Below are 13802 nucleotides of genomic sequence, written 5' to 3'. Positions count from 1 at the left end.
TGCTCAATAACCACTCCGCAGTTTTACTTAATCTTTTATCTATAATCTTTTATCTACAATTTTTTATTTTTCAAAAAAATTTCGGATTTCGTCTTCTGCTGCCCGCACAGAGCCCTGGACAAAGAATGGCTTTCCGCCGCCTCTTCCGTTTAATGCAGCATTCATTTCCTTTGTATACTGCCGTAAATCCCCGTCAATCTCGCCCATGGCATACTTATAGCTTCCATCTTCATTTCTGGAAAATACTGCACAGCAGCCCTCACAGGTATTCATCACTGCATCCGCAAGTTTACGTACAGAATCTGCTTCCAGACCTTCTTTAAAGATCAGGACACTTCCTGCACCTTCCCATTTCTTAGCTTCTGCCCTAAACATCTCTTCTTCCATACGGGCAACCTGGCCTTTCATACGGAAATTCTCATCCTGCAAACGCTGTACTGCATCTGCTGTTCTGTCCATCTTTGCAGAAAGCTTCATAGAAATCTGATGATTCTGCTCATTCACCATATTCAGATAATCCAGAACACGTTTACCGCAGATCATCTCCATACGGATACCATCATGGAATTTCACTACAGAAAGAAGCTTCACCATTCCAATCTCACCTGTATGTGTCACATGGGTTCCACAGCAGGCGCATACGTCTACTCCCGGAAACGTTACGATACGAACCTGTCCTGTCAATTCTTTCTTACTTCTGTAATCAATAGTCTTCAGTTCCTCAGCATCAGGATAAGTGATCACAACTTCCCTATCCTCCCACACTCTCTCATTTACTTCCCGCTCAATTTCTGCAAGCTGCGAGTCATCCAGCATACCATTCAGATCTACAGTAATCACATCGCTTCCCATATGGAAACCCACATTATCATAACCATACTTCTCATGGATAATACCGCTGACCATATGCTCACCGGAATGCTGCTGCATCAGGTCAAAACGCCGCGCCCAGTCAATCTTTCCCTCAACCTTCGCACCCACTTCCAGAGTCTTATCAGTATAATGAAGTAATTCTCCATCTTTCTCATGAACCTCTGTCACCTTTGCATCCCCCAGTGTTCCCACATCACTTGGCTGACCGCCGCCCTCCGGATAAAAAGCACTCTCATCCAGAATGATAGCATAACCTTTCTTTTGCTCTCTGCACTCTACTACGGTTGCGGTGAATTCTTTTTTATATACATCTTCATAGTATAAACGTCTTGTTTCTGTCATGATCTGTCTCTCCTTGTTAATCTGTCATATTGCCCCGCATTATCTTCTATAATAAATATAAATGCCATATTTTATTTCATTGCAATCAAGTATAGACCAAATCAAAAGGCTTCGCAAGACCGTCACTCAGAGATATTTTCTATAAAAAAATCCGTTAATCAAAACAGCCAATAACCAGCGCAGAAAAATAGTTTGTTTTGTGTGCATTTGCAGGATACTTAGATATTCTTAGCTGGCAAAAATCTGCGTTATGAGAAAAATGACACACTGTCTGAGCCGCCATGCGGCGAGTTTGTGGCATTTTTCTCATGCCTTTAGCAGATTTTTGCCAGCTTAGAATATCTTAGTGTCCGAAACCGCACACAAAACAAACTATTTTTCTGCGCGTCCCCTTTTTCTCAAAATTCCTCCAATATCTGAATCCATTCCCCCACCTCCTGCGTTATAATTAAATGAACAGGGAAAAGGAGACAGTAATGATCACAGAAAAGCACTATCTGGAATATCTGATTAAGCAATACCAGAACTTAATATATTCGATCTGCCTGAAATCTGTCGGCAATCCATTTGATGCCGAAGATCTCACTCAGGAAGTCTTTCTGTCTGCCTATAAGAACCTTTCCCGTTTTGATGGTAATTATGAGAAAGCCTGGTTAAGTAAGATCGCTGTCCGAAAGTGTCTGGATTATCTGAAAGCAGCCGGGCGGCGAAGTATTCCAACAGAAGACACCTACTTTTCCCAGATTCCGGACAGGCAATCCTCTCCCGAAGATGAATATATGAAAACTGCAGCCAATACTCACGTAGAAGCATTGTGTATGCAGTTGAAAAGTCCTTACAAAGAAGTCGCTTACGCGCATTTCTGTAAAGAATTATCAGTACCTGAGATTGCACAGCAGACAGGAAAAAATCCGAAAACAGTTCAGACACAGCTCTATCGAGCAAGGGCAATGCTGAAAAAAATGCTTGAAAGGGGTGATTAGATGCATATTAATAAGAAGTATTTAATAGAATTTGACAACGGAAATATGAACACACAGGAAGTCATTGAGTTTCTGTCACATCTTGATCACTGCGATTTCTGTCTGGATCAGATGATGGAACAGGAAAACAACAGTACGGATACTGCTCCCTCCTATCTGATGGAACAGATTTTGGACAAAGCAGGCTCCGGTGAAGTGCAGCTTGCCCGGGCAGCAAATAAAGCATCCCGCAAAATCCAGCTGCTCCATTACAGTCTTCAGACTGCTGCCGGTGTGATGGTTGCCCTGTTGCTTTTATTCAGTATCCCGAACCTGGATTTCACTTCCTTACATCAGGATACTTCCTCTCAGACAGACAGAATATTACCCGAACATGAAAACGGCAGACTCTACCAGTTCACCAGAGAACTCGGACAGAACATTGGTGATGGCACCAGCTCTTTTATAAAATATGTCAGTGATTTTTCCAGCAAATTAATGAATGGAGGCAAATAAAAGTATGCAAAAACAAAAACATGGATTCTGGCTTTTTATCTTCTCCCTGATTCCAGGCGCAGGAGAAATGTACATGGGGTTCAAAAAACAGGGAATCAGTATTATGTTCTTATTCTGGAGTATCTTTGCCATCGGAGCATGTACCGGAATGGACTGGCTTGTGTTTCTGATCCCGATCATCTGGTTCTACAGTTTCTTTAATGTGCACAATCTGAAGTCTCTTTCTGAGGAAGAATTTTACTCCATAGAAGATTCCTATGTCCTTCATATGGATGAACTGGCAGGAGACATCAGTTCTCTGCTCAAACATCACGGAAAGATAACTGCGATTCTGCTGATTTTCCTTGGTGCTTCTATTCTGTGGAACACTCTGGTAGATTTCCTCTATATGATCTTACCCGGATATCTGGCTGATATGATCGGCAGATTCACATATCATCTGCCGCAGCTTGTGATTGCAGCTGCTATCATTTTTGCAGGAATTTATATTCTCACCCGCAAGAAGGATGCACTGGATGAAGAACAGCCTGACAGCTTCACTGAGGAAGAACATTACTGGACACCTTATCGTCCGTATCAGCAGAATGTTCCGAATATGGAAACTGACGCGGTTAAAAATACCACAGACACAGTAAATCCTGATTGCTGTACAGATATCGATGTCACGGACACCGCAAACAACAAAAGCCCGGTATCTCTGAAAAAAGATTCTGCCGCCGAAGTGTCTCAGGAGGATGCTTCATCACAAACAACAAATTCTGAATTATGACACAAAATGGGATTGTCACATCAAGGAATCTACCTTCATGTAACAATCCCATTCTCATTATCCTCACATGGATACCGAAACTTCTCCAAAGGACAATATTGTCTCCTGTCCATCTTCTTCCCGTACTTTCAGCCGTCCGTCCCTGCATATCTCCAATGCAAATGCCTGTCTGGAAGAGTTTCCGTCTGTAATTGTGATCTGATGTCCCGGGATCATGTTATGTGTCACATAATCCGGAGATAATTTCAGATCTGCTGTTTCTTTTCTCAACTCGTTCACGATCATTGCAGTCAGTTTATTACGGTCAGTCTGTTCCGCATCTTCTTTTGTCTCATAAAGGGCTCCTGCTATACTTCTTAATTTCTGCGGCAGGTTCTCCTGGTCCAGATAGAGGTTCAATCCCATGCCAACTACCACAAACTCAATATTTCCACTCTCAAAATCTGTGACAGCCTCTGTGAGGATTCCACAGACTTTCTTTCCTTTATAAAACAGATCATTAACCCATTTAATATCAAGCTGGATTCCACAGAGCTGAGCAACTGCTCTGTAGACTGCCACTGCTGCCGCAGTTGTGATCAGCAGACTGTCATGTATGGTTCCCTGTGGCTTCAGGATCACACTCATGTAAAGACCTGTATCTGCAGGAGAATAGAATTCCCGGCCTCTGCGCCCCCTGCCTGCAGTCTGGCTCCTGGCAATGACAAATGTCCCATGTCCGGCCTCTCCCATCATAGCTTCTTTCTTGGCAGTCTGGTTCGTAGATTCCAGTTCATCATAAATATCTATCTTAACCTTCGGATCATCCAGAAACAGGCGGATTCCCTCCTGCGACAGACGGTTCGTATCCTTCGCAAGCATATATCCTTTATTCGGTCCTGCTTCTATATGATATCCTTCTTCCCGGAGCGACTTTACTGCCTTCCACACTGCTGCCCTGGTACATCCCAACTCACCGGCAATGCTCTCACCGGAAAGCACTTCTCCTTTATTCTTCTCCAGCATTTCCAAAAGACTTGATTTTACAGTCATAATGTTCTCTTCGCACCTTCTCCCGTTATTTTTCTCTCATTATTTACTGTTAATCATATCATCTGCCGCTGTTTTTGTCTAATATCTGTTTTTTGCATGTCCCCATACCTTATAGCCGTTCCATAAAACAATGCAATCAGGACAGCTCAGCAGAGTACGAAGAACAAGGAATATATCTGCAGGCATACTGACATACAGCAAAGATATCTGACGCAGGACTTCACTCTATGATGGACTGGATTGTTTGCAGTAATTTATGAAATTTCTATAATCAGTTATCTGTCAGAACCGCCACAACTCCGGAATATAACACGATAAATCCCATAATTACCGCAATTATATCAGCGGAATGAAAATCAATATTGAAGATCATGCCGCCCGCGATCATCACCTCAACGGTAACGATCAGGCCCAGAATAACCGCCATCATTCTGGAAAACTTGTGATTTTCTTTTCTTCTTCTCATTTTCTGTGCGGTACCTGCTGCATTTGCCATAATAAGCCCTCCTATTTCTTTCGAACACATTTTCAGAACATACATTCGTTTCTGTGTTTTATAATACCACACTCTTATAAAAAATGGAAGAGGTTTATCGAACATTTGTTTTTTTAATAAAAAAGAACTGTTATGTCAGCGCCTCTGCTCATCTGACACAACAGTTCTCTTGTATAAATAATGTTAAAGTCAACAGACATATTCGATATTGCCAAAAACAATTTATCAGGCAATCACTACTGCTCTTACATAAACTGAGCAAACACAGACGCACCTACAACTGTCAGCAGACCTGCAACCGCAATCGCAAGGCTGCTCATGGCACCTTCTATTTCTCCCAGCTCCATTGCCTTTGCAGTACCGATAGCATGGGCAGAGGTTCCAAGTGCCAGGCCCTTAGCGATTGGTTCTTCAATACGCGCAAGTTTGATCACAGTCTCTGCGATCATATTTCCAAGAACACCGGTAATAATAATAACTGCAACCGTAATAGTCACAATGCCTCCAAGTTCTTCAGAAACGCCCATTCCGATGGCAGTTGTAATAGACTTCGGAAGAAGTGTTACATACTGTTCATGACTCAGGCTGAACAGCTTTGCAAGGATCAGCACACTGACCAGACTGGCAAGCACACCGGAAACAATTCCAATGATTACAGCTTTCAGATTCTTTTTCAGAAGTTCCATCTGCTGATACAGCGGAACTGCCAGGCAGACCGTTGCAGGTGTGAGCAGGTAGCTGATATACTGACCGCTCTGATTATAGGTGTCATAATCAATATGCAGTAAACAAAGCACCGCTATTACTGCAATGATCGCAATCAGAAGTGGATTAAAAATTGCCATCTTAAATTTTCTTTTCAAAAGAAGTCCTGCCTCATATGCGATCAGACTGATCGCTGCACCAAAAAACAGGGAATTACTCATAAATTGTGTCATGATCTTTTCTGTCCTTTCTTTCTGTCCATACGAATAACTGCCTGTGTGACACGACCTGTCACAATCATTACCACAACTGTGGTGATCACTGTGATCAGAATGATCGGCACACATACCGGTTTCAGTATGCCCCAGGCTGTCAGTAATCCGACACCTGCCGGAATAAACATAACCGGCATGATCTCTATGAGAAATTCAGCTGCTTCTTTGACCTGTTCCAGCCTGATAATGTGTGTTCCCAGTGCGATCAGCATGATCACCAGTCCGTACACACTTGCAGGTACAGGAAGCGGGATCAGAACATGTAATGCCTCTCCCATTGCGGATATCAGTAAAATAATCCAGAATTGTCTTACGTATTTCATTTTCAGTCTCCTCTAATCCTTACTGAACGGCTACAGGCTTCATCATTCCAGTTACCTGATCTTCGTACTCCTGAGTTTCCTCGAGAGATGCTCGACCGGTTCTCTGGATCTTTGTCACGCCCGGATACTGTCCCGGGAAAGATTCCAGCATGATCCCATCGCCGTATATCTTTACTTTATCCCCATTTTCCAATACATCATCGGAAATTAATTTTCCTTTTTTATTGTAAATGCCCTCTGCCGGTATGTCTGCGCTGAAAATAGTTCCATTGTTCAGATCCACAAAAACTCCGGTCTTCAGAAATTCTCCTGTCTCGATATAGATTGCAGAAATAGCATTTGCTTCCTCTTTCTGCTCTTCCTCCCTGACCATCTGTGCCTGCTTTCCTACCATATTCCAGAAAGCACCTCCCATTACAGCAAAAATGGCGAGCAGAACAATCATACCGATGATAAACTTCCAGTCTCGTTCTTTTTTATTTTTCAAATATTCAACTCCTTTATATTGGTCTAACCAATCTTGGTTCATTACGTTTTTTTATTATAGCGTATTCATCACAAATTGCAAGGTTGTTTCTGCGTAAAAAAAAAGTTTTTACAGAATCCTGATTCTTTTCTACAAAAACTTTTTCTTCTATATATTATACTGTGGTAAGCAGAACTTCCATCCAGACTTCTTTACGAAAAAGAATAAATACGATATACTTTACATAAATTATAAAGGCTTTATCCAAAGGATTATTGAAGTAGAGACTGTGCTGTTACACACCCCTTGGGTCAAAAGAAATGTGGGACAGGGCACACCTACCAATAATTCTTCTCTCCCATATATCCGAAAATCGAACGCCATCGAAGTTTAGATGCACATACCAAAGTTCCTGTGTCTCCATCTTCCAGCTCTATTTTATCTTCGCAGTCGCTCCAGATGATACAATCCTCTTTCAGAATTATATTGGAATCGAGTATTTCGCATGAATAGCGTTCGTCTGCCGGAAATAACTTTAAGTATTTTAATCCCTGAAATTCCATTTCAATCATTGAATCTTCTTCATACTGCCGTTGTATTATTACTCTCAGAATCCTGCGATCGTTTACAGGATACATATCCAGGTTTTCATTAACATATGCTCCGCTCAGATAATGCATATCTTTGATACAGCTATCATGGAAAAACGACACTCTTTCCATAAATTCCTTCAGCGAATTCTCATCTGTAATCTCATTCCACTTGTGCATATTATCACCACTTTCATTACTGTGTATTTTTTCTTCCCTCCTGACCAATCTACTTTGTCTTCTGTTTACTTTTCAGGAATCATGGCAACCTTTTCCCACTGATAAGTTCCATTATCGACTGTCATTACTGCCATGGTGATTTCCTGGTCGAAACGTCTGGGACCGCAGCTTCCCGGGTTAAGCCATAGGCGGTTGTCTATCATTTTTTCGAAATATTTATGGGTGTGTCCGAAGATTACCACCTGTGTGTCTTTTAAATCCCAGTCTACGTCTTTTTTATTGTGGGTCATGAAAAATTTCACGCCTTCTATGGTGAAATGTAAAGTTTTCGCAATTCCCTCTGCCCAGTCCTTATCGTTATTTCCTCGGACTACATAAATAGAACCCATCATACGCAGTGTATCCAGAATTTCCGGTTTGTTTACGTCACCTGCGTGGATAATACAGTCGCAACCTTTTAAAATTTCCAGTATTTCCGGCCTGAGCAGGCCATGGGTATCTGAAATAATCCCTATTTTCTTCATACACTATTTCCTCGCTAATCATTCTCTTATAGGCCGTTTTATAATTTCATCATTCTATGTTTAATTTTCCTCAAACAATTCAATCTTTCCATATTCCCCATCATACCCCGGAATTCTCTTCACATTTCCGGTTCTTACATTTTCAATTCCTTCCGCAATCCGTTCTCCTGCACAGGATTTAATATCTTCTGACGGTACATTTCGCAGAATGTCGAATTCTGTCCCCAGTGTCTGAATCATCTGTTCAAAACACCCCTGCACTTTCTTACTTGCAGTGGAATAGCCCATACATGTAGAGATCACTTCCGGCAGAGGTACAAGGCTTTCATATTTCTTACCATCTTTTTTCACAAAACCTTCCGCTCTGTCTGCAAGCTGTTCTACTCTGTGATCTACACCCATGGTCAGCTTCTTTCCGCAGACAGGGCAGATTCCTCCAAGCCGTTCTGCTTCCACCGGGCTTAATGATACACCGCATTTTCTGTGACCATCGAAATGATATTTCCCCTCTTCAGGAAAAAATTCTACTGTTCCTTCCAGCCCTTCGCCAGTCTGGATTGCCCGATAAAGTCCTTCATAGGAACAGTCAATATCCAACAGATTCGCCTCGCGCCCCAGCTTAGATGGGGAATGTGCATCTGAATTGGATACAAGCTGATAGCGGTCCAGTTTGGAAATTCTCCAGTTCATAGCCGGGTCAGAGGAAAGCCCTGTTTCCAGTGCATGTATATACGGTGCCAGTTCCTCGAAACATTCCTCTACAGAATCAAATCCTGATTTCGCACCTAATACAGAGAAATGCGGTGTCCAGATATGAGCCGGAATCAGAATTCCTTCCGGGCATACATCCAGCATCATTTCCAGAAGATCATGACTGTCCAGACCAAGAATCGGACGACCATCTGAGTGAATATTTCCAATTTTTTCCAGACGCTGTGCCATGGCATCTGCTGCCTCCAGACTGGGAAGCAAGATTACATTGTGTACTTTTCTGGTCTTTCCATTTTTCTTATAAATAGAACTGATTTCCCCGGAGACAACAAAACGTGTTCCTTCTCCCGGGAACTTCCGGCTTTCTTCTTTTACAGATGCATCTCTGAGGCGATACAGGCCGTTTCCCTCTGAAACAAGTCTCTCCTTCAGTTCTTCTCTCCATACCGGATGCGTGAAATCACCTGTTCCAATCAGTGAAATTCCTTTCTTTCTCGCCCAGAAATCCAGATTTTCAGGCGTGCCCTCTTTGCTTGTCGCCATGGAAAATCTGGAATGAATGTGCAGATCAGCTATTGTTTTCATTCAAATTTCCTCTTGATATTTTAATCACTATAATACATATAAACTATTGACATTCCATCAATTTCAAGATAGAATATTAACAGAAACGAAGTTTACAACCGTACAGTTTTAACTAAGCGGCCTGCTCGTTTCTTTTTTTATGCGGACAATATCATAAAGATATAAATCACCATTTTCATCACATCTTATCAGTATTCTGGCTCCAAAAACGTTATACCTTTCCAACATCCCATTTTTATCATACACTGGTATTCCAAAATGTGTATCATATCGATACCACCCATGTTTAGCCTTATTACCATGTTTATTTTTGAAGTCCGGATATTCCCTTTTATTATTTGCTATCTTTATCAGTTTATCTATTGCAAATATCGCATTCGCCTTTGCTTTTTCATTTGCTCCCTTAATATTTTTAGTATCAATCGAATGGCTGAATTCATCCGGAAAATCTGTTCCAATATAAACAACCTCAGATGTTTCAAGTATTTCATAGTATTTTCCTATGTGTTCTTTTAATATATTTTCTATTTGATTCCAATCAATTTTTCTTCTTGACTTAAATCTAATATCATTAATCAACACTATTTTTAAACCATCAACATCCTCTATAAAATTGACATCTTTATTCTGCAGGCTATTTTTTTGTAATATCTTTTCATATTTCAGTTTATATGCTAATAATCTGGGAACATATGCCGGTGGAATTCTTCTTTCAGCTTCCCAATCTTCCAATGTTCGAATTGGAATTCCCGTATATTCTGCAAACTCTTTACGAGTCATCCCGACACTTTCTCTTAATTCTTTTATTTTAATTGCAATATTCATATCCCTACTCCACGTCATATTTTCTTTATCATATCACAATTTTCTTTTTACGGCAATGCGTGGTTTTTCTTTCGGAATACTCTATTGCATTTATAGCCTCCATCCATTTTCTTTCAGCCACAATTTATACGTCTCATACTCTGGCATTACTTTCTCAACTTCATCCCAGAATGCCTTCGAATGGTTCATTTCTTTCAGATGGCAGAGTTCATGTATTACTACATAATTCAGTACTTCCGGTGGTGCAAGTATCAATTTCCAGTTGAAGTTCAGATTCTTCTCACTGCTGCAGCTTCCCCATCTTGTTTTCTGTTCTCTGATGGTGATATTGCGGTAAGAAACGCCCATGAGTCTGGCAAAATATGAAGTTCTTTTGGTAATCGTTTCTTTTGCTTTTCGTATATAGACATTTCGTTTTGCCTCGCTCAGATCTGCACTCAATGGCTTCTGTTCCCGGTATTCTTTTGTCCGTTCCAGGCATTCCAGAACCCAGTCCTGCTTCTGGTTTACAAATCTTTTGATCCTCGGCAGACCTGTACGGAGAGGTGCGCGAACGATTACGTTTCCATCCCTGCGAACCTCCAGAATCATGGTTTTTCTGGCACTTCTTATGACCTGATATTCGAATTCTCCGCAGGTGAATTTCTCCTGATTATTTTCTATTTCGAATTCTCTCATCCATATATTTCTCCATCTCTGCTGCCAGAATATCTATCTTTTCCTGTGTTTCCGATAATGCATAAGGAACCCTGTCCATGATCCTTTTCACATAATCATGTTCACGCATGATCTCATAGGTTTCCGGGAAATTGATGTCATAATACTGGGCAATATAGGAAATCCAGTAATCCACTTTCGAAACCCGGTCTGAAGATAATACAGATTCCTTTGCCATACAGGATTCCCACACCTTTGGTGCGATTACTCCTTCGCCTACTCCCTTCTCATCCACTCCCAGAAGTGTTTCCATTGACTCTTCCAGCTTTACCCTGCAATTATCCAGCTTGTCTGCATCTCGGATTAACTTTGCATGAAGCAGGGTTCTCTCGTCCGTAATTCCTTCCAGTTTGAAATCACTGTGCTTCTCAATCGCAGTGCAGATCAGACTGTCAAACCTGTCATCCTTCACAAATCTGCGGATCATTTTCTCCGGTCCGAACAGAAGCTGTGCACCATATGCTGCATGCTCCATGGTTCCCGGTTCAAAGCTGTCAAATCGTTTAATCTGTTCAAATCTTCCAATATCATGGAGCAGTCCGATTACCTTCGCCAGCTGTACATCTTCCTCACCCAGCCCCATACGGCGGGCAATGTCCTCTGCTGCATCAACCACTCCATAAGTATGTACGATCTTCAGATGAATCTTATCATCCGCTCTGTCATATTCATCCAGATATGCTTCAAAAGTAGCTTTCGCTACATCAAAGTCTCTTGTTAAGTCTAATAATTTATCCATTATTATTATCCCTTCTTTATTCCTGTTCGGACTATTTTGCACAAAAACAACTACAATATACTTCACATAAATTATAAGGGCTTTATCCAAAGAATTATATTTTCTCAACCATTATTTTCTGCTTCCATACACCTTTTCTCACAATCATAAGATATACCTGAAACGATATGGAATCACAGTCATAAATGAAAGGTTCTTCTCTGTAGATCAGAGTCTGAACATTCTCTGCTTCCAATTCTTCTTTTCTTCGTTCCGCTTTTTCCATCAGTTCATGCAGATATTTATTCTGTTTTCTGCCAAAATCTCTGTCCGGATAGACCGATGCTGCTTCCCTGATTTTTTCTCCCAGCAGAGTAATCACCGGTAAATGACTGCTCCTGCAAAGCATTCCGGCTATCTTTTTGGCATTTGATATATCCGAATTTTTTTCATAACGCCTGAGCATTTTTCCCAGTTTTTCATCTCCTGCTTCCGTTGCCAGTTCCTGCATAACTGCCAGTGCTTCCGCCGTTACCTCCCATGGATTGTCCACCGGAACAATATACTTCTCCGGTACTGCCGGATAAAAAAGATAATTTAACGGTGGGAAATCACGCAGCATTGCCAGCTTTCCTTCATACTCAGTGCAATATTTTTCTCCCAGATACTCATATTTATCACGCAATATGGCAATCTGATACTCCATTATCCTGAGATTTTCATAACCCTTCACCCAGAAATGTCCCAGCTCTCCATAATTATACAACTGTGTTTCCAGCAAAATATCTTCAAAGAATACAGTAAACACATTCTGCCCCTGATGAATCACCAGAATATACTCTGCTTCACATAAATCCCAGTCCGCTTTCTCTACAGAGCCCTCAAACTCTCCTTCATAATCCCTGACATAATTTCCCGTCATCCTGGCATTTTTCAGAACCAGAAAACTCTCCACCGCATCATTCATCAAATAGATCAGTCGTAATTCTCCACTCTCCGTCTGTCCGGTAAAACCATCTGGAATATCCACAAATTCACACTGTTCCTGCTCCAGAAGCAGATTTAATTTTTCAAAATTGTCTTCCATTATATCTTCCATCCTTAACTCCTGCTGTTTCTGTACAATGTCTTTCGCCGATTCTGTTTAACACACTTGATAAAAGAATCCATTGCATCGTTTCATGGAATTACCGCAATGCAGAAGCAGGATACATTTGCACAATTTTACAGATATATTTTTATGATATCACTAATCATATTTTCTGCCAAATAGAAAAATTTTTCTATTCAATAAAGAAACTGATTTTACTTCTCTGTAATTGACATCCCAAACATAATATTTTACAATATAACAAAGAACAAAGAAACCAAGCAGTATGTATATTACAGAATAAACAAACATAAAATAGGAAGGAGGCATACACGAATGGCAACAGCAACAATCCCATTGAAAGGCAGCGCATCCATGGAATCAAAAAAAGTCAGTATTTCATCTAAACGCCAGATTACTATCCCGCAGAAATTTTTTACGCTTCTGGGTTTTAATACGGAAGCAGAATGTATCATGCGTGGAAACGAACTGGTTTTACGCCCCGTTAAAGAAAATACCAGTGGTGAATTTGCCGAACAGATTCTTGCCGATCTGATCAGACAAGGATATAGCGGTGAAGAATTACTTGAGAAATTTAAACAGACACAGCGAAAAATCCGTCCAGCAGTTGAAGCAATGCTTGCCGAAGCAGACCGGGTCGCAGAATCTAAATCAGGAGGATACTCCTTAGAGGATGTTTTCGGAACGGAGGATGAAAAATGACACAGGTACAGATCCTTCCACCTGCAGCAAAATTTCTGAAAAAACTTAAAGATAAAAAGCTGAAATCTCTGTACAAAGAAGCTATTGAAATGATATGTGAAGATTATTCCATCGGCGAAGAAAAGACAGGTGATCTGGCAGGAATGTACGGTTATGACATTTATTATAATAAAACTAATTATGAACTGGCATATCGGGTGAGACAGCTTGATGATTTGATAATCATCGTTATCATGGCCGGAACCAGAGAAAATTTTTACGAAGAGTTAAAACGTTATATACGCACTATATAACAGTACATATTTGTATCACAAGATAATCCCCCGGAAGTTAATCAGTACTTCCAGGGGATTATTCTATTGACAAAATTTATTCCTGCG

At 40.9% G+C, this 13802-nt stretch carries 17 protein-coding genes and 1 pseudogene; 5 read left to right on the top strand and 13 right to left on the bottom strand.

Features of this window, described 5'->3' with window-relative positions:
* Positions 1 to 63: 63 nt before the first annotated feature.
* Entirely contained in the window at positions 64 to 1215 is a 1152-nt protein-coding gene (locus NQ550_RS01340) for an alanyl-tRNA editing protein (protein WP_025579889.1), read from the bottom strand.
* Positions 1216 to 1691: 476 nt separating this feature from the next.
* Between NQ550_RS01340 and NQ550_RS01335 the strand changes: the two genes are divergently transcribed.
* The 3 genes from NQ550_RS01335 to NQ550_RS01325 are packed head-to-tail and all read left to right on the top strand — an operon-like array spanning position 1692 to position 3462.
* A complete protein-coding gene (locus NQ550_RS01335) occupies positions 1692 to 2198 on the top strand; it encodes an RNA polymerase sigma factor (RefSeq protein WP_029677080.1) in 507 nt (168 codons plus the stop codon).
* Positions 2199 to 2693 (top strand): hypothetical protein, encoded by a 495-nt coding sequence (locus tag NQ550_RS01330; RefSeq protein WP_025579886.1) that lies wholly within the window; start codon positions 2199 to 2201, stop codon positions 2691 to 2693.
* 4 nt (positions 2694 to 2697) lie between these two features.
* Entirely contained in the window at positions 2698 to 3462 is a 765-nt protein-coding gene (locus tag NQ550_RS01325) for a hypothetical protein (RefSeq protein WP_025579884.1), read from the top strand.
* A gap of 63 nt (positions 3463 to 3525) precedes the next feature.
* Here NQ550_RS01325 and NQ550_RS01320 read toward each other — a convergent pair whose 3' ends face one another.
* From NQ550_RS01320 to NQ550_RS01265, 12 genes and pseudogenes are all read right to left on the bottom strand, one after another.
* Positions 3526 to 4494 (bottom strand): biotin--[acetyl-CoA-carboxylase] ligase, encoded by a 969-nt coding sequence (locus NQ550_RS01320; protein WP_025579882.1) that lies wholly within the window; start codon positions 4492 to 4494, stop codon positions 3526 to 3528.
* A gap of 271 nt (positions 4495 to 4765) precedes the next feature.
* Complete coding sequence (locus NQ550_RS01315) at positions 4766 to 4990, bottom strand: hypothetical protein (protein ID WP_020993268.1); 225 nt, start codon at positions 4988 to 4990, stop codon at positions 4766 to 4768.
* Positions 4991 to 5235: 245 nt separating this feature from the next.
* Positions 5236 to 5928 carry an LrgB family protein gene (locus tag NQ550_RS01310; protein ID WP_022380929.1) on the bottom strand — a complete coding sequence of 231 codons (693 nt, stop codon included), beginning with the start codon at positions 5926 to 5928 and terminating at the stop codon, positions 5236 to 5238.
* Positions 5925 to 6293: a CidA/LrgA family protein gene (locus NQ550_RS01305; RefSeq protein ID WP_020993269.1), complete on the bottom strand. Its 369-nt coding sequence runs from the start codon at positions 6291 to 6293 to the stop codon at positions 5925 to 5927. The genes NQ550_RS01310 and NQ550_RS01305 overlap by 4 nt, the downstream gene beginning before the upstream one ends.
* 19 nt (positions 6294 to 6312) lie before the next feature.
* Positions 6313 to 6780: a hypothetical protein gene (locus NQ550_RS01300; protein ID WP_020993270.1), complete on the bottom strand. Its 468-nt coding sequence runs from the start codon at positions 6778 to 6780 to the stop codon at positions 6313 to 6315.
* A 317-nt stretch (positions 6781 to 7097) separates the two neighbouring features.
* Positions 7098 to 7529: a hypothetical protein gene (locus tag NQ550_RS01295; protein WP_172730342.1), complete on the bottom strand. Its 432-nt coding sequence runs from the start codon at positions 7527 to 7529 to the stop codon at positions 7098 to 7100.
* A 65-nt stretch (positions 7530 to 7594) separates the two neighbouring features.
* Positions 7595 to 8053, bottom strand: coding sequence for a metallophosphoesterase family protein (locus tag NQ550_RS01290; RefSeq protein WP_025579879.1), 459 nt, complete (start codon positions 8051 to 8053; stop codon positions 7595 to 7597).
* 69 nt (positions 8054 to 8122) lie between these two features.
* Positions 8123 to 9349 (bottom strand): annotated as a pseudogene (locus NQ550_RS01285) (endonuclease Q family protein); the annotation flags it as partial.
* A gap of 108 nt (positions 9350 to 9457) precedes the next feature.
* Positions 9458 to 10174, bottom strand: a complete 717-nt coding sequence (locus tag NQ550_RS01280) for a helix-turn-helix domain-containing protein (protein WP_081026406.1) — start codon at positions 10172 to 10174, stop codon at positions 9458 to 9460.
* Positions 10175 to 10264: 90 nt separating this feature from the next.
* A complete protein-coding gene (locus NQ550_RS01275) occupies positions 10265 to 10852 on the bottom strand; it encodes a M48 family metallopeptidase (RefSeq protein WP_025579874.1) in 588 nt (195 codons plus the stop codon).
* On the bottom strand, positions 10827 to 11630 hold the full coding sequence (locus NQ550_RS01270) for an HD domain-containing protein (protein WP_025579872.1): 804 nt from the start codon (positions 11628 to 11630) through the stop codon (positions 10827 to 10829). The genes NQ550_RS01275 and NQ550_RS01270 overlap by 26 nt, the downstream gene beginning before the upstream one ends.
* A 94-nt stretch (positions 11631 to 11724) precedes the next feature.
* Complete coding sequence (locus NQ550_RS01265; RefSeq protein ID WP_025579870.1) at positions 11725 to 12708, bottom strand: DUF3878 family protein; 984 nt, start codon at positions 12706 to 12708, stop codon at positions 11725 to 11727.
* Between the two features lie 327 nt (positions 12709 to 13035).
* Between NQ550_RS01265 and NQ550_RS01260 the strand changes: the two genes are divergently transcribed.
* Together NQ550_RS01260 and NQ550_RS01255 are read left to right on the top strand one after the other, a co-directional pair.
* Complete coding sequence (locus NQ550_RS01260) at positions 13036 to 13422, top strand: AbrB family transcriptional regulator (protein WP_044996646.1); 387 nt, start codon at positions 13036 to 13038, stop codon at positions 13420 to 13422.
* Positions 13419 to 13715: a type II toxin-antitoxin system RelE/ParE family toxin gene (locus tag NQ550_RS01255; protein WP_008707048.1), complete on the top strand. Its 297-nt coding sequence runs from the start codon at positions 13419 to 13421 to the stop codon at positions 13713 to 13715. The genes NQ550_RS01260 and NQ550_RS01255 overlap by 4 nt, the downstream gene beginning before the upstream one ends.
* Positions 13716 to 13802: the final 87 nt, after the last annotated feature.

The sequence above is a fragment of the Blautia wexlerae DSM 19850 genome, assembly GCF_025148125.1.
GTDB classification, from domain to species: Bacteria; Bacillota; Clostridia; order Lachnospirales; family Lachnospiraceae; genus Blautia_A; species Blautia_A wexlerae.
Note: the sequence above shows the minus strand (reverse complement) of the source record. Positions and strands in the feature narration are given on the sequence as shown.

What these genes read in the sequence shown, in the direction of transcription:
- NQ550_RS01340 (WP_025579889.1), bottom strand. Translation starts at nt 1,215, where the DNA reads ATGACAGAAACAAGACGTTTATACTATGAAGATGTATATAAAAAAGAA.
- NQ550_RS01335 (WP_029677080.1), top strand. Translation starts at nt 1,692, where the DNA reads ATGATCACAGAAAAGCACTATCTGGAATATCTGATTAAGCAATACCAG.
- NQ550_RS01330 (WP_025579886.1), top strand. Translation starts at nt 2,199, where the DNA reads ATGCATATTAATAAGAAGTATTTAATAGAATTTGACAACGGAAATATG.
- NQ550_RS01325 (WP_025579884.1), top strand. Translation starts at nt 2,698, where the DNA reads ATGCAAAAACAAAAACATGGATTCTGGCTTTTTATCTTCTCCCTGATT.
- NQ550_RS01320 (WP_025579882.1), bottom strand. Translation starts at nt 4,494, where the DNA reads ATGACTGTAAAATCAAGTCTTTTGGAAATGCTGGAGAAGAATAAAGGA.
- NQ550_RS01315 (WP_020993268.1), bottom strand. Translation starts at nt 4,990, where the DNA reads ATGGCAAATGCAGCAGGTACCGCACAGAAAATGAGAAGAAGAAAAGAA.
- NQ550_RS01310 (WP_022380929.1), bottom strand. Translation starts at nt 5,928, where the DNA reads ATGACACAATTTATGAGTAATTCCCTGTTTTTTGGTGCAGCGATCAGT.
- NQ550_RS01305 (WP_020993269.1), bottom strand. Translation starts at nt 6,293, where the DNA reads ATGAAATACGTAAGACAATTCTGGATTATTTTACTGATATCCGCAATG.
- NQ550_RS01295 (WP_172730342.1), bottom strand. Translation starts at nt 7,529, where the DNA reads ATGCACAAGTGGAATGAGATTACAGATGAGAATTCGCTGAAGGAATTT.
- NQ550_RS01290 (WP_025579879.1), bottom strand. Translation starts at nt 8,053, where the DNA reads ATGAAGAAAATAGGGATTATTTCAGATACCCATGGCCTGCTCAGGCCG.
- NQ550_RS01280 (WP_081026406.1), bottom strand. Translation starts at nt 10,174, where the DNA reads ATGAATATTGCAATTAAAATAAAAGAATTAAGAGAAAGTGTCGGGATG.
- NQ550_RS01275 (WP_025579874.1), bottom strand. Translation starts at nt 10,852, where the DNA reads ATGAGAGAATTCGAAATAGAAAATAATCAGGAGAAATTCACCTGCGGA.
- NQ550_RS01270 (WP_025579872.1), bottom strand. Translation starts at nt 11,630, where the DNA reads ATGGATAAATTATTAGACTTAACAAGAGACTTTGATGTAGCGAAAGCT.
- NQ550_RS01265 (WP_025579870.1), bottom strand. Translation starts at nt 12,708, where the DNA reads ATGGAAGATATAATGGAAGACAATTTTGAAAAATTAAATCTGCTTCTG.
- NQ550_RS01260 (WP_044996646.1), top strand. Translation starts at nt 13,036, where the DNA reads ATGGCAACAGCAACAATCCCATTGAAAGGCAGCGCATCCATGGAATCA.
- NQ550_RS01255 (WP_008707048.1), top strand. Translation starts at nt 13,419, where the DNA reads ATGACACAGGTACAGATCCTTCCACCTGCAGCAAAATTTCTGAAAAAA.